Below are 14,767 nucleotides of genomic sequence, written 5' to 3'. Positions count from 1 at the left end.
GGCTGACGCCGGGTGCTCCTCCTAGGTTCGATGCGCTATGACTACTTCTCGGATGTCCCTGTCCCGCTCCGCGCGCGGCGCCGCGCTGACCCTGGCTCTCGCCGGGATCACCGTTCCCGCAGCCGCCGTCCCGGCGTCGCCGGCCGAACCTCAGAGCCGGGCGTGCGCAGCAGCCTCGGCGCCGTACGCCGTCGGTACGACGACGTTGCGGACCCGCTCGCGCGGTGCCTCCCTCCAGATCACCGTCGCCTACCCCGCGACCTCGAACGGCGAGAACGCGAAGCCGGTCTGCCGGGCCTCCCACCTCGTGGTCGCCGGCCACGGGTCCGGTGGCGACGGGCCGTCGGCCGCGCGACTGCACACCTACCTGGTCCAGCAGGGCTACGTGGTGGCTGCTCCGACGTTCGCGAGCGGCTACGACTTCGGGGGGTACACCGAGGACGTCAGCCGCACGATCACCAAGGTCAAGCGGTCGAGCCGGACGGGCGGCGGCGTCCTCGCCGGCCGGGTCAAGGACAAGGCCGAGGTCGGCTACATCGGTACCTCCATGGGCGGGATCCTCGGGCTGGCCCTCGTCGACCGGGACGGCCGCGACAAGCGGATCGGCGCGGTCGTCTCCAAGGCCGGCACCGCGATGGGCGGATCGTTCCAGGGCGCCGGCGGCCCGCCGCTGCTGATGATCAACGGGAACGCCGACACGGTGATCTCCTACGACGACGCGCGGCAGAGCTACCGGCGCGTCGCCCGCCCGAAGGGCTTCATCACCCTCGACCGCGTGGGCCACGACCTCAACACCGGTGGGGACCCGATCCTGGTCGAGTCGTCGGCCGGCTTCTTCGACCGCTACCTGCGCGGGCGCAAGGCCGGCGTGAGGGAGATCCAGAAGTCCGTGGGCGACTCCAGGATCGCCACCCTGCGCAGCGCCTGGTGACCTACCAGCCCTGCTCGACCAGCCGGACGGCCTCGGGGAGGGTGAGGCCCTGGCGCCGCGCGGTCTCGACGTACGCCGCCGCCGCGTCGCGCACATCGGCGCCCGGGGTGGCTGACGCGATGAAGGTGCCGCGGCGTCCCTCGGTGACGATCACGCCGTCGGTCTCGAGGGCGCGGTAGGCCTTGGCGACGGTGTTGACCGCCAGGCCCAGGGTCTCGGCGAGCGCGCGGACGGTCGGGAGCCGGGCGCCCGCGGGCAGGTCGCCGGACGCGGCCCGCCGCGCGATCTGGGCGCGCAGCTGTTCGAAGGGCGCGGCGTCGGAGGCCGGGTCGAGCGGGTGGACGTCCATGCGGGCATGGTAGAGACGTCTCATGCAGAGCGTGCTGGTCATCGGTGAGTCACTGATCGACATCGTCCACCGCGCCGACGGCCGGAGCATCGAGTACGCCGGAGGCAGCGCGGCCAACGTGGCCGTCGCGCTGGCGCGGCTGGGCCGGCCGGTGCGGTTCGCGACCGCCTGGGGCGCCGACGACCGCGGCCGGGTGCTCGCCGAGCACCTGGCGGACGCGGGTGTGGAGCTGGCGAGCGACCCGGTGGTGCTCGAGCGCACCGCGACCGCGGCGGCGACGATCGGCGTGGACGGGTCGGCGTCGTACGCCTTCGACCTCGACTGGCGCATCGGCGCCGTCGACCTCGGGGAGCCGGCGGTCGTCCACGTGTGCTCGATCGGGGCGGTCCTCGAGCCCGGTGCCGACCAGGTGCTCGAGCTGCTGCTCGGCCTGGACGCGGCGACCGTCACCTACGACATCAACGCGCGTCCGGCGATCACCGGCACCGGTCCGGAGCTGGTCGCCCGGGTGGAGCGGATGGCCGCGGTCGCCGACGTGGTGAAGGCCTCCGACGAGGACCTGGTGACGTTGTACCCGCACCTCGACACCGAGTCCGCGGCCCGCCATGTCCTGACGCTCGGCCCGAGCGCGGTCGTGGTCACCCGCGGCGGTGACGGTGCGACCTGGGTGGCCGAGGAGCACACCGTGGAGGTCGCCTCGCTCCCGGTCGACGTCGCCGACACCATCGGCGCGGGCGACACGTTCGGTGCGGCCGTCATCGACGCGCTGTGGGACCGCTCCCCGGCCGAGCTGTCGACCGGCGAGATCGAGGCCGTGCTCGCGCACGCCGCCCGCGCCGCCGCCGTCACGGTCTCCCGTCCGGGCGCGGACCCGCCGTACCGCTCCGAGCTCTAGGGAGCCTCGGGCGCCAGGTAGGCGTGCACCAACGGCACGACCGACGCGCCCTCGCCGCTGGCCGACGCGACCCGCTTCATCGAGCCGGCGCGGATGTCGCCGGCCGCGAAGATGCCGGGCACCGTCGTCGCGAGCGGCTCCGGCGGCAGCCCGTCCGCCCAGGCGTCCTGCGGCACATCGCGCCCGGTCAGCACGAAGCCGCGCGGGTCCCGCGCGACCGCGCCGGGGAGCCAGTCGCAGCGCGGCTCGGCGCCGAGCAGCAGGAACAGCCCGTACGCCGCCACCCGCTCCCGCTCGCCCGTGCGCACGTCCTCCAGCGACAGCCACTCGAGCCGGCCGTCGCCACCGCCGTCGACGACCTGGGTGCAGGTGCGCACCGAGATCCGGCTGTTGTACTCGATCTCGCCGATCAGGTACGCCGACATCGTCTCGGCCAGGCTCGGCCGGCGGACCAGGATCGTGACCGAGCGGGCGAACCGCGCCAGGTGCACGGCGGCCTGGCCGGCGGAGTTGCCGCCGCCGACGACGTACACGTCCTGGCCCTCCATCTCGCGGGCGGCGGTCATCGCGGCGCCGTAGTAGACGCCCATCCCCACCAGCTCCTCGACCGGGTCGACGCGCAGCTTGCGGTACGCGACGCCGCTCGAGATGACGACCGCGCGAGCGCGCACCTCGCCGGTCTCCGTGCAGACGACGTGGGGCTCGCCGCCGAAGCCGGGACGCAGCTCGCCGACGACCTGGCCGGTGAAGAACGTCGCCCCGAAGCGCAGCGCCTGGTTGCGGGCGCGCTGGGCGAGCCGCATCCCGGAGATGCCGCGCGGGAAGCCGAGGTAGTTGCGGATCATCGAGCTGGTGCCGGCCTGCCCGCCGATCGCCTCGGCCTCGAGGACCACCGTCGACAGGCCCTCGGACGCGGCGTACACCGCGGCGGCGAGGCCGGCCGGACCGCCTCCGACCACCGCGAGGTCGACGACGTGCTCGAGGTCGAGCTCGGTCGGTGCGCCGTACATCGCGACCGCGACGTCGTGGACGCTGGTGGCGTGGACGACCGGCCGGTTGATCGCGCAGACGAGGGGGTACGCCGGCTCGCCGTCCCACTGGTCGAGGACGTAGCGACCGCCCTCGGAGTCGGGCTCGTAGACCTTGTTGGGCATGCCCATCCGGTCGAAGAAGTCCTGGATCGCCAGCGTCAGCCCGTCGCGCACGGGGCTGACGATCTTGACCGACACGACCTCCGGGTCCGCGACCGTCGAGCCCCAGTCGGAGAGCAGGTCGGTGATCGCGTTGTGGAACTCCTCGTCGCGGGTGCCGCGGGGCATGAGGAGGAAGGCGTCGTACTTGCCCTTCGCCATGCCCGGCCGCAGGCCGGGCGCGTCGGTGATGAACCGCTCCCAGTGCGCGGCGATCACGCGGCGTCCGGTCGGCATCTTCTCGCGCAGCTTGTGGAAGCACTGCAGGACGTCGGCGTCGGGCAGCACCGACTCGCTCACGAACAGGGCGACCGTGCCGCCCTCGGCGACGATGTCGTGGGTGACCTGGACGGCGTCGTGGCAGGAGCGCGCGAGGCGGACGTCGTACTCGGCGACGTAGCGGGCGAACCCGGCCCGCATGTCGTCGGGGTGGTCGGGGGCGATGAGGACGATGGCGGGGTTGGCGCTCACGATCATGAGCCTAGGACTCGCCCGCAATAGGATGGCGAGTCGTGCGCATCCGTCTCGACCTCGCCTACGACGGCACCGACTTCCACGGCTGGGCAGCCCAGCCGCGGCTGCGTACCGTCCAGGGCGAGCTGCAGGCGGCGCTCGCCACCCTGCTGCGCGTCGAGTCGGTGGCCGTGGTGTGCGCCGGCCGGACCGACTCCGGGGTGCACGCCCGCGGCCAGGTGGCCCACCTCGACGTCGAGGAGCCGATCGACCCCGCTCCGCTGGTACGCCGGCTCAACGGGATCCTGCCCGCCGACGTGCGGATCCGCCGGGCCGTCGAGGCGCCGGAGGGTTTCGACGCGCGGTTCGGCGCGCTCTGGCGGCGCTACGCCTACCGGATCGCGGACCGCCCCGGCGCCGTCGACCCGCTGACCCGCAACCACGTGCTCGCCTGGCCGCGGCCGCTGGACCTGGACGCGATGAACGCCGCCTCGGCGCTGCTCCTCGGGCGCCACGACTTCGCGTCGTTCTGCAAGCAGCGCGAGGGTGCGACCACGATCCGCACGCTGGAGGAGCTGTTCTGGGTACGGGACGAGAACGGTGTGCTCGTGGGAACTGTCCGCGCGGACGCGTTCTGCCACAGCATGGTGCGCTCGCTGGTCGGCTGCCTGATCGCGATCGGTGAGGGCCGGCGGCCGGTGGAGTGGGCGGGCGAGATCCTGTCGGCGGAGGTGCGCAACCCCGCGGTGGCGGTCGTGCACGCGCACGGGCTGACACTGGAGGAGGTCGCGTACCCGGCCGACGCCGACCTCGCGGCGCGCGCCGTACAGACGAGAGCGAAGCGTCTCGACACGCTCGACGACCGAGAGGCATGCGGGTGAGTGACGAGCAGGACCACTACTTCAGCGCGGACCCGACGGTCGCGTTCGAGCGCGAGACCTTCACCTGCGAGGTGTGGGGCCACGAGCTGACGCTGGTCAGCGGGTCCGGCGTCTTCAGCCGCGGGCACCTCGACCACGCGACCGCGATCCTGTTCCGTGAGACCGAGGCCCCGGCGCAGGGTCGCTTCCTCGACCTGGGCTGCGGGTACGGCGCGATCGGGCTCGCGATCGCGGCCGCCGTCCCCCTCGCCTCGATCACCGCCGTGGACGTCAACGACCGCGCGATCCTGCTCGCCAACGAGAACGCGAAGGCGATGGGCGTGCAGGGCCGCTTCATCGCCTGCCGTCCCGAGCAGGTGCCCACCAACGAGGTGTACGACGAGATCTGGTCGAACCCGCCGATCCGGATCGGCAAGCAGGCGCTGCACGAGCTGCTGCTGACCTGGCTGCCGCGGCTCGCGCCGGGCGGCCGCCTGGTGATGGTCGTCGGCAAGTTCCTCGGCGCGGACTCGCTGCAGCGGTGGCTCGGCGAGCAGGGCTGGCCGACCGAGCGGCTCGCGAGCGCGAAGGGGTTCCGCGTGCTCGAGAGCCGCCCGGCCTGACGCCTCAGTCGACCGCGTCGACGTCCGGGATGCCACCGTCCGGCGGACCGTCGTCGGCCTGGCCCGAGTCGTCCGTCGCGATCTCCGCGTCGCCGATGTCGGTCACCAGGACGTCGGTGAGCGGCTCGCCCACGCCGTTCTCCAGCTGCACGAGCTGCAGGCCGGAGATGCCGAGGTGGCTGTCGTCGCTGTAGCGGTACGGCGCGAGGTTCGGGCCCTCGAGCGAGGAGCCGACCTCCTCCAGCGCGTCGACGAGGCCCTCGCGGGTGAGGTCCTCCCCGGCCGCCTGCAGCGCCTGCACGAACGTGTACGCCCAGGACATGCCGTAGATCCGGTAGTTCGTGAGCTCGCCCTTGGCGCCGTGCGCGTCCCAGACCTGCTGCCACAGCTGGACCCACGCGTTGTCCTGCGCGTCGATGCCGGGGATGTACTCCGACGACATCACGCCGTTGAGCGCCGACGCGTCACCGGGCACCGCGCCCTCGGAGAACTGCTCGAGCAGCGAGCCGACCAGTGCCGGGTCCGAGCCGACGTTGGATACGTACCACTGCGGCGCGAAGCCGAGCTTCAGCGAGACCAGCTGCGCGAGCGCGGTGTACGACGGCGTCGTGAACGCGAGCACGATGTCGGGCTTGCTGGCCTGCAGCCCCGCGATCTGCGGGCCGATGTCGGTGTTGCCGGAGGTGTAGCGCTGCACGTCGACGATCTGCTCGTCGAGGTACTGCCGGACGCCCAGCTCCGCGTCCTCGCCGAAGTCGTCGTCCTGGAGGAAGAGGCCGACCTTGGCGTCGGGCATCTCCTCGGCGACGTACTGGCCGATGATCTTGCCCTCGATCTCGTAGTCGGGCTGCCAGCCGAACGTCATCGGTCGGGCCTCGGGGTCGTCGCCCCACTGCAGCGAGCCGGACGAGACGAACAGGTCCGGCACCTCCTCGTCGTTGAGGAAGTCGACGACCGCGCTGTGGGTGGGCGTGCCGAGCGAGCCGACGGTCGCGAACACCTGGTCCTGCAGCACCAGCTCGTTGGTGAGGCTGCTGGTCTTGGTCGGGTCGTAGCCGTCGTCCTTGACCTCGAAGTCGATCGAGCGCCCGTAGACGCCGCCGTTGTCGTTGACCCAGTCGAAGTAGGCCTGCGCGCCGGTGGGGATCTCGCTGTAGCCGGGAGCGGCCACGCCGGTCAGCGGGAAGGTGCCGCCGATCTTGATGGAGTCAGCGGTGACACCGACGTCGGAGGCGCTGCCGCCGTCACCGTCGCCGTCGTCGTCAGAGCGCCCGCCGGCGCCGCAGGCGGCGACCAGGAGCAGGGAAGTGAGGATGCTGACCGCGCCGGCCAGCCTCCTGTGGCGTGTCCTCATGGCGTTTCTCCTTTGACGGTGGTGCGGTGGCGCAGCCAGACGGAGCGCAGGCTGCCGACGAGGCCGGAGGGGGCGAGCAGGATGACCGCGACCATGACGACCCCGTAGACCAGCGGGGCGAGCTCGGCGGCGCGGATGTCGTCGAGACCGGCGCCCACGCCGGCGTCGGTGACGACGCCGGGCAGGAAGGTCAGCAGCGCGGCGCCCACCAGCGCGCCGGTCAGGCTGCCGAGTCCGCCGAGCACGACGGCCGTGAGGAGGGTGAGGCTCAGCGTCAGGGAGAACCCGCTGGGTGCGGCCAGCCGGACCGAGGTCGCCATCACGAACCCGGCGGCGCCGGCGGCCGCGGCGCTCACGACGAACGCCGACACCCGCGCGCGGCCGAGCCCGATGCCGGCGACCTCGGCCGCCACGTCGTCGTCGCGTACGGCGCGCCAGCGCCGGCCGACCCGGCTGCGCGAGAGGTTCGCGAGTGCGACGTACGCGACCACGAGGGTGAACCAACCGAGGTAGGCGACGTACTTGCTCGGCGTGAGGTCCTGGCCGGTGACGAAGTACGCCGCGTCGAGCACCCAGCCGGGCGCGTCGGGCACCCGGACGCGCAGGCCCTGCTCGCCGCCGAGGGCGTCGCCGAAGTACAGCGCGATGCCGGGGACGGCGACGGCGAGCGCGAGGGTGGCGCCGGCGAGGTACGGCCCGTGCAGGCGCGCGGCGGCGATGCCGATCAGGGCACCGACGGCCAGCGTCACGGCGGTCGCGACGACGAGGATCACCAGCAGGGGCAGCGCCGGCTCGTCGTCCTGCAGGAGCAGGGCGGTCGTGTACGCGCCGATCGCCATCAGCGCGCCGTGGCCCAGCGAGATCTGGCCGTTGAGCCCGGTGAGGATCGTGAGGCCGCCGGCGGCGATGCCGAGGTAGGCCATCTGCGTGAGCTGGACGGCGCGGAAGTCGTTGACGCTGCTCAGCACCAGCACGATCATCACGACGCCCAGCGCCGCGACGACGAGGTGGCTGCGCAGCAGCCTGCCGAGGCGCGTCATACGCGTCGCTCCCGGGCCTGGGCGAACAGGCCCTGCGGCCGGAGCAGCAGGACCACCATCAGGATCGCGAGCGCGGCGAGCGCGACCAGCTCCGAGCCGACGTACCCGGAGACCAGGCTCAGCGAGACCCCGAGCAGCAGCCCGCCGACCACGGCGCCGGCCGGGCTGTCGAGGCCGCCGAGCACCGCGGCGACGAAGCCGTAGACGACGACCGCGTCCATGTAGCCCGGGTGCACGAGGCTGCCGCCGGCGATGAGGAGGCCCGCCAACGAGCCCACGAGCGAGGCGAGAGCCCAGCCCAGGGTGAGCATGTGGCCGACGCGGACGCCGAGCAGCCGCGCGACCTCCTGGTTGTACGCCGACGCGCGCATCCGCAGCCCGAGGTCGGTGAAGCGGAACAGCAGCACCAGCAGGCCCATCACCGCGAGCACCGCGAGGATCGTGAAGATCCCGAAGCCCGTCAGGGCGATCGTCATGTCGCCGACCTCCATCCCGCGGATGCCGAACGCGGCAGGGAAGGAGCGGTAGCGGTTGCCGAACACGACCGAGGCGAGCGCGTGCAGCACGATGAACAGGCCGAGGGTGAGGATCACCGCGTTGATCTCCGCCTTGCCCTCGACCGGCCGGACCAGCACCCGCTCGACCAGGGCGCCCAGGAGGAGTCCCGCGAGCAGCGCGGCCGCGAAGCCGAGCCAGTACGAGTGGCCGGCCTCGATGATCCGCAGGGCGATGAACGTCGTGACCATCGCCATCGGCGCCTGGGCGAAGTTCACGATCCGCGTCGAGCGCCAGATCATCACCAGGGCAAGGGCGAACGCGGCGTAGACCATGCCGAGCGTCAGTCCGCCGAGGAGGGTGTTCACGAGCTGTTGCACGGTTCCTCCTGTCAGAACCCGAGGTATGCGTGTCGGAGCTGGTCGTCGCCGGCGAGCACCTCGGCGCGGTCGTCGACGACCACCCGCCCGAGGTTCAGCACGACGCCGCGGTGCGCGATGGACAGGGCGCTGCGGGCGTTCTGCTCGACCAGCAGCACGGTCAGCCCCTCGTCGGCGACGAGGGACTGCACGAGCTCGAACATCTGCGCGACGATCCGCGGCGCCAGCCCGAGCGACGGCTCGTCGAGGAGCAGCACGTCCGGCTCCGCCATCAGGGCGCGGCCGAGGACGAGCATCTGGCGCTCGCCGCCCGAGAGCGTGTGCGCGAGGGCGGTACGCCGGTCCGCGACCGCGGGGAACAGTCCGTAGACCCGCTCGAGCTGTGCGGCGCCGGCCTTCCCGCGACCGCGCCCGAGCCCGCCGAGCCGGAGGTTCTCCTCGACGGTCAGCTCGGTGATCACCCCGCGGCCCTCGGGCACGTGCGCAATGCCGAGCCGCGGCATCAGCTCCGGGGCCGTCCGGGTCAGCTCGCGACCGTCGTACGTCGCACTCCCGGACCGGGCCCGCACCAGCCCGGTGATGGTGCGCAGCAGCGTGGTCTTGCCGGCGCCGTTCGCGCCGAGCACCGCGGTCACCTCGCCGGTCGGTGCGGTGAACGTGACGTCGCGCAGCGCGTGGACCGCGCCGTACGACGCCGAGAGCTCGCGCACCTCGATCATCAGACGGCCTCGCCGAGGTAGGCGGCGCGGACGGCCGGGTCGTCCTTGACGTCGTCCGGCGTACCGGTGGCGATCACCTTGCCGAAGTCGAGGACGACGAGGCTGTCGCACACCGACATCACCAGGTCCATGTGGTGCTCGACGAGCATGATCGCCATCCGGTCGGTGAGCCCGCGCAGCCGCTCACCGAGCTCGGCCATCTCCTCGTCGGAGAGCCCGCTGGCCGGCTCGTCCAGCAGCAGCAGCTCGGGCTCGGCGACCAGGGCGCGAGCGAGCGCGACCTTCTTGCGCAGTGCGTACGGAAGGCTGCCCGGGTAGCGGCCGGCGTACGACGCCACGCCCAGCTCGTCGAGCGCGGACAGCGCTCGCTCCCGCAGCCGCGCCTCGTCGCGGGTCGAGCGGCGCAGGCCGAGCAGGCCGGACCAGAAGCCGGCGCCCGCGACCTGGTCGGCGCCGACGAGCACGTTGTCGAGCACGGTCATCTTGTCGAACAGGCCGAGGCCCTGGAGGGTGCGCGCGATGCCGAGGCCGGCGAGGTCGTGCGGGCGCAGGCCGGGCCGGTCCTCGCCGCGCCAGTGGAGCGTGCCCTCGTCGGGGCGGACGAAGCCGCAGGCGACGTTGAAGAGCGTGGTCTTGCCGGCGCCGTTGGGACCGATGACGCCGAGGACCTGCTGCGGGGGAGCGGTGAGCGACACCTCCGACAGCGCGGTCAGGCCGCCGAACCGGACGGTCACCCCGCGGATGGCGAAGCCGGAGCCGGAACCCTGCACGGCGTTCCTCCCTCACGGCCCGGACTGTGACGGGCACCACCTTGGTCGGAGCGCACAGGATGCGCATTGGGCGCAGGGCACAGCAGGTGTCGGGCTGAGCGCCATGTCCTGGGGGTGGGTCTGGCGCAATTTGTGCTCCGGGTGCGAAGGTGCCTCCATGCGTCCGTTCGCCGGGGAGGTGACGCCTGCGCTCGAGGCCCAGGTTGCGGAGGCGTGGATGTCCGTGCTCGGGCAGGCCGACGCCGTCGCCGACGACATCTGCCTGTCGCTGCTGGAGAAGGACGCCGAGCTCTACGAGCGCACCGGCCCGGAGTTCCAGGTGGACGTCCGCGCGAGCACCCGCGACCACGTCCGGCACGGGATCGAGGCGATGGCCGGCGTCGCCGACGCCACCCACGTCACGGCCGAGCTCTGGCGCGAGACCGGTCGCCGGCGCGCTCGACAGCAGATCCCCATGGAGCTGGTGCTCAACGCCTACACGCTCGGCACCCGCGTGCTGTGGGAGGCGCTGCTCGCCCAGGGCGCCCTCGACAACGTCGACGAGCAGGTGCTGCTGATCGCGGGCCAGCAGGTGTGGTCCGCGCTCGACGTGCAGAACGCGGTGTTCATCGAGGCCTACCGGCGCGAGAGCGCCCGGCTGCAGCGGCGCGACCTGCAGCGCCAGCAGCGCACCCTCGACGCGCTCGTCGAGGGCCGCGGCGCCGACCCCGACTTCGCCACCGACGCCCGCGAGGTCCTCGGCCTCGGCCCCGAGATGTCGGTCGCGTGCGTGGTGGCGCCGTACGACGGCTCGCTCGACGAGCCGCTGATCGCGTCCACCGACCGGCTGGAACGCCTCGGGATCGTGTCGCACTGGCACGTGCGCGGCGGCCTGTACTTCGGCCTGCTCGCCGGCGACCTGCCGCGCGACGCCGCCCTCGCCGAGCACCTGGCGCCGCTCGCGACCGGTCGCGCCGCGGTCGCTTCGTCGGTCGACGGGATGGCCGGGTTCGCGACCGCCTTCCAGCTCGCCGCCCGTGCCACCGAGACGCTGCCGGCCGGTGAGCCGTGCGTGGTCGCGGTCAGCCAGCGGCTGCCCGAGGTGCTGCTCGCCGGCAGCCCCGAGGTCGCGGCGCTGCTCGTGCGCGAGACGGTCGCGCCGATCCTGGCGCAGCCGCCGCACGCCGCCGACACCCTGCGCCAGACGCTGGTCGCGCTCCTCGAGCACGACGGCTCCGCCAAGCACGCGGCCGAGTCGCTGTACTGCCACCGCAACACCGTCATCTACCGCGCGAAGCAGATCGAGGAGCTCACCGGGCGGTCGCTCTCGACCCCACGGGACAAGCTGCTGCTCGAGCTCGGGCTGCTGGCCGCGCGGACCGACTGATGGCGCTCCCGGAGTTCCGTGTCCCTCACCGTCGGCGCCCCGGCTGGATCCCCGGCGCCGTCCTCGGTGTCGCCGCCGGGCTGCTGGTGGGCGCCGTCTGGCGGTACGGCGCCCGGGACGTCGCGCTGGCGGTCACGTTCGTGTTCGTGGGCCTGGTCGCCGCGATGATCGGGGCGTCGCACTTGCGGCGGTTCGCGGTCGGGCTGCTCGTCGCGGCCGTGATCGCGGGCGGCCTGATCCTCCTGCTCGGCTAGCGTGCCGCCATGATCTGGTCGCGACGCGGTGGCGCGGACTCCGGTCCGCTGCTGGTGCTGCTGCACGGGCTCGGCGCGACGGCCGAGGTGTGGACCGGCGTTCAGGACGCCTGGCCGGGTGGCTGGCTGGCGGTCGACCTGCCGGGGCACGGGCGCAGCGCCTGGGCACCGCCGTACACGTTCGCCCGGCACGCGGACGCCGTACGCCCGTTGCTCCCCGCTGACCGCGAGGTGATCGTGCTGGGGCACTCGATGGGCGGGGTCGTCGCCCTCGAGCTGGCCGACGTCGCCAGCGCGGTCGTGGCGTTCGGGGTGAAGGTCGACTGGCCCGAGGAGCACGTCGCGTCCGCCCGGAGGATGGTGGAGCGGTCGGCGACCTTCTACCCGACCCGGGACGAGGCGGTCGCGCGCTATCTCAGGCTGGCCGGGCTCGCCGACCCTGCCGGCGCCGACGCCGGGATCGTCGAGACGCCGGACGGGTGGCGGGTCGCCCAGGACCCCGCGACCTTCGGCGTGGGTGTCCCGGACCTGGCCGGCCTGCTCGCGCGGGCGGCCTGCCCCGTGGTGCTGGCGCGCGGCGAGCACGACCCGATGGTCGCCGACGCCCCGGTCACGCTGCCCGGTCTCGGCCACAACGCGCACGTCGAGGGGCCGGTGGCGGTTGCCGCGCTTGCCGTACCGTTCGCGCGGTGATCACTCGGGAGGTCGCGACGCGCTGTGTCGCGTGGGCGCTGGTCCTCGGCTGCCTGGCGACGATTGCCGCGATGCTGCTCGTGGGCGCTCGGGCGGCCTCGTACGACGACCTGGTGTCCGCGGTCCAGGACGGCCGGGTCGACGAGATCCGGGTCGCCGGCGGCCTTCCGGACGGCCACGGGCGCGGCAGCGCGGTTGCCGAGGTGCACTGGCGGGATCGATGGGTCCCGCGGGTCACGGAGGTCTACGAGTCGACCGTCAAGCAGCGCGGGTCGTCGTGGTCGATGACGTGGAGCGACGACGTCCCCACCGTGCGCGGCCGGGTGGACGAGGAGCTCCGGCAGATGGACCCGGACCTGCGCACCACGCGCTCCGGGGAGGCCGGCGGGGTCGGTGAGTTCGGGTTCCGCATCACGTTCGGGTCGCCGCCGGTCAGCGGCTGGCAGCTCCCCGGCTGGACGTTGATGGTGGGGCTCGCCACGTTCATCGGCGCGCTGTGGCTGCTGATCCGCGGCCCGGAGCCGCACCGGGCGACCCGCTGGGCGTGGTTCTGGCTGCTGGGCCTGGCCGCGCCCGTGGGCACCCTCGCGTTCCTGTTCCTCAGCGGCGCGACCTCGTTCCGTCCGACGCCCGCGCGCACCGAGGGCCGGCTCACCGGCGGCTGGGCGTTCCTGCTGTCGTTCCTGATCGGCAGCGCGGTGGCGACGTCGGGGTCGGTCGTCCTCTAGCCGTGCCGCAGCCGGGCCGCCTGCTTCGTGAGGTGGTCGCGCTCGGCGGTGCTGCGCGCCGCACTCGCGGCCTGCGCGTAGAGGGTCGCGGCGATCGCGACGTCACCGGCACGCTCGTGGAGCCACGCCTCGACCGCCGTCCGGCGGGGTACGTCGGCGGGCACCTCCTGCAGCGCCCGCAGCCCGGCCAGCGGGCCGTCGGCCTCGCCGACCGCGACAGCCCGGTTGAGCGCGACGACAGGTGAGTCGGTGAGACTCACCAGCTCGTCGTACCACTCCAGGACCTGCGTCCAGTCGGTCTCCTCGGTCGAGCGCGCATCGCAGTGCAGGGCGGCGATCGCGGCCTGGCACTGGTACTCGCCGAGCCGGTCCTTCGCCAGCGCCGCCTGGAGGATCTCCACTCCTTCGGCGATCAGCGCGGTGTCCCACAGCGACCGGTCCTGCTCCGCGAGCGGGACCAGCGCACCGTCCGCCGTCCACCGGGCGGTACGCCGCGCGTGGTGGAGCAGCATCAGGGCCAGCAGGCCGGCCACCTCGGGCTCGTCGCTGGCGCGCATCAGCATCCGGGTCAGCCGGATCGCCTCCGCGGCCAGGTCGACGTCGCCGGAGTAGCCCTCGTTGAACACGAGGTACAGGACCTTGAGGACGCGCGACAGGTCGCCGGGCGCCCCGACCCCGGCGTCCGCGACGGTGCGCTTCGCGCGGCTGATCCGCTGCCCCATCGTCGGCTCCGGCACGAGGTAGGCGTCGGCGATCTGCGCGGTGGTGAGCCCGCCCACCGCGCGCAGCGTGAGGGCCACCGCGGACGCCGGCGTCAGCGCCGGGTGGCAGCACAGGAACAGCAGCTGCAGGGTGTCGTCGTGCTCCTCGGCCGGACCTGGAGCGGGCTCGTCGTGGATCCGCTCCTCACGCGTCCGCCGCGCGGACTCCCGGCGGCTCGCGTCGATGAACTTCCGCCAGGCGACCGTGATCAGCCACGGCTTCGGGTCGGCGGGCGGGTCGTCGGGCCAGCGGCGTACCGCCTCGACCAGCGCCTCCTGGACGGCGTCCTCGGCCGCCGCGAAGTCGGCTCCGCGGCGGACGAGGACACCGAGGACCTGGGGCGCCAGGTCCCGGACCAACGCCTCCATCACTCGACGTCGGTGTGGGTGTGCTCCAGGAACGGGCGGACCTCGATCCACTCGTTGATCGGCTCGCCGCCCGGACCGGGCGCGGACGAGAGGAACGCCGCCGCCTCGTGCGCGCGCTCGACGGAGTCGACGTCGATCACCATCCAGCCGGCGATCAGGTCCTTGGTCTCCGCGAACGGACCGTCGGTCACCGGCGCCCGGCCCTCGCCGTCGTACCGGACGAACGTGCCCTCGGGAGCCAGCGCCTGGGCATCGACGAACTCACCGCGCTCGCGGAAGGTGTTCGCCACGTGGCCCATGAACGCCAGGTGCGCCTCGACCTCCTCGGGCGTCCACTGGTCCATCGGCGCGCATGGGATCTCCTTCGCGCCGCGGTAGTGCTTGAGAAGCAGGTACTTCGCCATGGTGGATCTCTCCTCGGTTCCGGTGCTCCATTGTGGTCGCACATCCCGAGGACGAAGCCGTCGGACGGGTCTCGACATCGAGCCGTGAAGAAGTTTCCGGAGCGGCGGCTGCCGGCTTGCGCGGCTGGTGGTC

The 14,767-nt window shown here is 73.2% G+C and carries 17 protein-coding genes; 8 read left to right on the top strand and 9 right to left on the bottom strand.

The window, feature by feature from the left end; translation table 11 throughout:
• The first annotated feature begins 37 nt into the window (after positions 1-37).
• Complete coding sequence (locus tag MJ604_RS12855; RefSeq protein ID WP_243058862.1) at positions 38-931, top strand: hypothetical protein; 894 nt, start codon at positions 38-40, stop codon at positions 929-931.
• Between the two features lies 1 nt (position 932).
• On the opposite strand, the gene MJ604_RS12850 is transcribed toward MJ604_RS12855, so the two are convergent.
• The gene (locus MJ604_RS12850; RefSeq protein WP_243058861.1) at positions 933-1,280 is read right to left on the bottom strand and encodes a GntR family transcriptional regulator; all 348 of its coding nucleotides are present in this window, start codon (positions 1,278-1,280) and stop codon (positions 933-935) included.
• A gap of 22 nt (positions 1,281-1,302) precedes the next feature.
• On the opposite strand from MJ604_RS12850, the gene MJ604_RS12845 reads away from it, so the two are divergent.
• Positions 1,303-2,175 carry a carbohydrate kinase gene (locus MJ604_RS12845; protein WP_243058860.1) on the top strand — a complete coding sequence of 291 codons (873 nt, stop codon included), beginning with the start codon at positions 1,303-1,305 and terminating at the stop codon, positions 2,173-2,175.
• On the opposite strand, the gene MJ604_RS12840 is transcribed toward MJ604_RS12845, so the two are convergent.
• Positions 2,172-3,836: an FAD-dependent oxidoreductase gene (locus tag MJ604_RS12840; protein WP_243058859.1), complete on the bottom strand. Its 1,665-nt coding sequence runs from the start codon at positions 3,834-3,836 to the stop codon at positions 2,172-2,174. The two genes, MJ604_RS12845 and MJ604_RS12840, sit on opposite strands and share 4 nt — an antisense overlap.
• Positions 3,837-3,877: 41 nt before the next feature.
• Here MJ604_RS12840 and truA point away from each other — a divergent pair, with 41 nt between their 5' ends.
• Both truA and MJ604_RS12830 read left to right on the top strand, forming a co-directional pair.
• Positions 3,878-4,699 carry a tRNA pseudouridine(38-40) synthase TruA gene (truA, locus tag MJ604_RS12835; protein ID WP_243058858.1) on the top strand — a complete coding sequence of 274 codons (822 nt, stop codon included), beginning with the start codon at positions 3,878-3,880 and terminating at the stop codon, positions 4,697-4,699.
• The gene (locus MJ604_RS12830; RefSeq protein WP_243058857.1) at positions 4,696-5,301 is read left to right on the top strand and encodes a class I SAM-dependent methyltransferase; all 606 of its coding nucleotides are present in this window, start codon (positions 4,696-4,698) and stop codon (positions 5,299-5,301) included. Before truA ends, MJ604_RS12830 begins: the two co-directional genes overlap by 4 nt.
• Before the next feature lie 4 nt (positions 5,302-5,305).
• On the opposite strand, the gene MJ604_RS12825 is transcribed toward MJ604_RS12830, so the two are convergent.
• From MJ604_RS12825 to MJ604_RS12805, 5 genes are read right to left on the bottom strand one after another with little or no spacing between them, the layout of a single operon-like run.
• Positions 5,306-6,655: an ABC transporter substrate-binding protein gene (locus MJ604_RS12825; RefSeq protein ID WP_243058856.1), complete on the bottom strand. Its 1,350-nt coding sequence runs from the start codon at positions 6,653-6,655 to the stop codon at positions 5,306-5,308.
• The gene (locus tag MJ604_RS12820) at positions 6,652-7,695 is read right to left on the bottom strand and encodes a branched-chain amino acid ABC transporter permease (protein WP_243058855.1); all 1,044 of its coding nucleotides are present in this window, start codon (positions 7,693-7,695) and stop codon (positions 6,652-6,654) included. The genes MJ604_RS12825 and MJ604_RS12820 overlap by 4 nt, the downstream gene beginning before the upstream one ends.
• Positions 7,692-8,570, bottom strand: a complete 879-nt coding sequence (locus MJ604_RS12815) for a branched-chain amino acid ABC transporter permease (protein ID WP_243058854.1) — start codon at positions 8,568-8,570, stop codon at positions 7,692-7,694. Before MJ604_RS12815 ends, MJ604_RS12820 begins: the two co-directional genes overlap by 4 nt.
• Positions 8,571-8,581: 11 nt before the next feature.
• On the bottom strand, positions 8,582-9,289 hold the full coding sequence (locus MJ604_RS12810) for an ABC transporter ATP-binding protein (RefSeq protein WP_243058853.1): 708 nt from the start codon (positions 9,287-9,289) through the stop codon (positions 8,582-8,584).
• Positions 9,289-10,059: an ABC transporter ATP-binding protein gene (locus MJ604_RS12805; protein WP_243058852.1), complete on the bottom strand. Its 771-nt coding sequence runs from the start codon at positions 10,057-10,059 to the stop codon at positions 9,289-9,291. Before MJ604_RS12805 ends, MJ604_RS12810 begins: the two co-directional genes overlap by 1 nt.
• 157 nt (positions 10,060-10,216) lie before the next feature.
• Between MJ604_RS12805 and MJ604_RS12800 the strand changes: the two genes are divergently transcribed.
• Genes MJ604_RS12800 through MJ604_RS12785 form a run of 4 tightly spaced genes read left to right on the top strand, consistent with a single transcriptional unit; the run spans position 10,217 to position 13,100 of the window.
• Positions 10,217-11,425, top strand: coding sequence for a CdaR family transcriptional regulator (locus tag MJ604_RS12800; protein WP_243058851.1), 1,209 nt, complete (start codon positions 10,217-10,219; stop codon positions 11,423-11,425).
• A complete protein-coding gene (locus MJ604_RS12795) occupies positions 11,425-11,679 on the top strand; it encodes a hypothetical protein (protein ID WP_243058850.1) in 255 nt (84 codons plus the stop codon). The genes MJ604_RS12800 and MJ604_RS12795 overlap by 1 nt, the downstream gene beginning before the upstream one ends.
• Before the next feature lie 9 nt (positions 11,680-11,688).
• Positions 11,689-12,372 (top strand): alpha/beta fold hydrolase, encoded by a 684-nt coding sequence (locus tag MJ604_RS12790; protein ID WP_243058849.1) that lies wholly within the window; start codon positions 11,689-11,691, stop codon positions 12,370-12,372.
• Positions 12,369-13,100 carry a hypothetical protein gene (locus tag MJ604_RS12785; RefSeq protein ID WP_243058848.1) on the top strand — a complete coding sequence of 244 codons (732 nt, stop codon included), beginning with the start codon at positions 12,369-12,371 and terminating at the stop codon, positions 13,098-13,100. The genes MJ604_RS12790 and MJ604_RS12785 overlap by 4 nt, the downstream gene beginning before the upstream one ends.
• Here MJ604_RS12785 and MJ604_RS12780 read toward each other — a convergent pair.
• On the bottom strand, positions 13,097-14,230 hold the full coding sequence (locus tag MJ604_RS12780) for an RNA polymerase sigma factor (protein ID WP_243058847.1): 1,134 nt from the start codon (positions 14,228-14,230) through the stop codon (positions 13,097-13,099). The genes MJ604_RS12785 and MJ604_RS12780 overlap by 4 nt on opposite strands.
• On the bottom strand, positions 14,230-14,634 hold the full coding sequence (locus MJ604_RS12775; protein ID WP_243058846.1) for a YciI family protein: 405 nt from the start codon (positions 14,632-14,634) through the stop codon (positions 14,230-14,232). The genes MJ604_RS12780 and MJ604_RS12775 overlap by 1 nt, the downstream gene beginning before the upstream one ends.
• Between the last annotated feature and the right edge of the window lie 133 nt (positions 14,635-14,767).

The sequence above is a fragment of the Nocardioides sp. SR21 genome (genome assembly GCF_022761125.1).
Lineage (GTDB): Bacteria > Actinomycetota > Actinomycetes > Propionibacteriales > Nocardioidaceae > Nocardioides.
The sequence above is the reverse complement of the archived record's forward strand: the minus strand, read 5'-3'. Positions and strand labels throughout refer to the sequence as shown.

What these genes read in the sequence shown, in the direction of transcription:
- MJ604_RS12855 (WP_243058862.1), top strand. Translation starts at nt 38, where the DNA reads ATGACTACTTCTCGGATGTCCCTGTCCCGCTCCGCGCGCGGCGCCGCG.
- MJ604_RS12850 (WP_243058861.1), bottom strand. Translation starts at nt 1,280, where the DNA reads ATGGACGTCCACCCGCTCGACCCGGCCTCCGACGCCGCGCCCTTCGAA.
- MJ604_RS12845 (WP_243058860.1), top strand. Translation starts at nt 1,303, where the DNA reads ATGCAGAGCGTGCTGGTCATCGGTGAGTCACTGATCGACATCGTCCAC.
- MJ604_RS12825 (WP_243058856.1), bottom strand. Translation starts at nt 6,655, where the DNA reads ATGAGGACACGCCACAGGAGGCTGGCCGGCGCGGTCAGCATCCTCACT.
- MJ604_RS12820 (WP_243058855.1), bottom strand. Translation starts at nt 7,695, where the DNA reads ATGACGCGCCTCGGCAGGCTGCTGCGCAGCCACCTCGTCGTCGCGGCG.
- MJ604_RS12810 (WP_243058853.1), bottom strand. Translation starts at nt 9,289, where the DNA reads ATGATCGAGGTGCGCGAGCTCTCGGCGTCGTACGGCGCGGTCCACGCG.
- MJ604_RS12800 (WP_243058851.1), top strand. Translation starts at nt 10,217, where the DNA reads ATGCGTCCGTTCGCCGGGGAGGTGACGCCTGCGCTCGAGGCCCAGGTT.
- MJ604_RS12795 (WP_243058850.1), top strand. Translation starts at nt 11,425, where the DNA reads ATGGCGCTCCCGGAGTTCCGTGTCCCTCACCGTCGGCGCCCCGGCTGG.
- MJ604_RS12790 (WP_243058849.1), top strand. Translation starts at nt 11,689, where the DNA reads ATGATCTGGTCGCGACGCGGTGGCGCGGACTCCGGTCCGCTGCTGGTG.
- MJ604_RS12780 (WP_243058847.1), bottom strand. Translation starts at nt 14,230, where the DNA reads ATGGAGGCGTTGGTCCGGGACCTGGCGCCCCAGGTCCTCGGTGTCCTC.
- MJ604_RS12775 (WP_243058846.1), bottom strand. Translation starts at nt 14,634, where the DNA reads ATGGCGAAGTACCTGCTTCTCAAGCACTACCGCGGCGCGAAGGAGATC.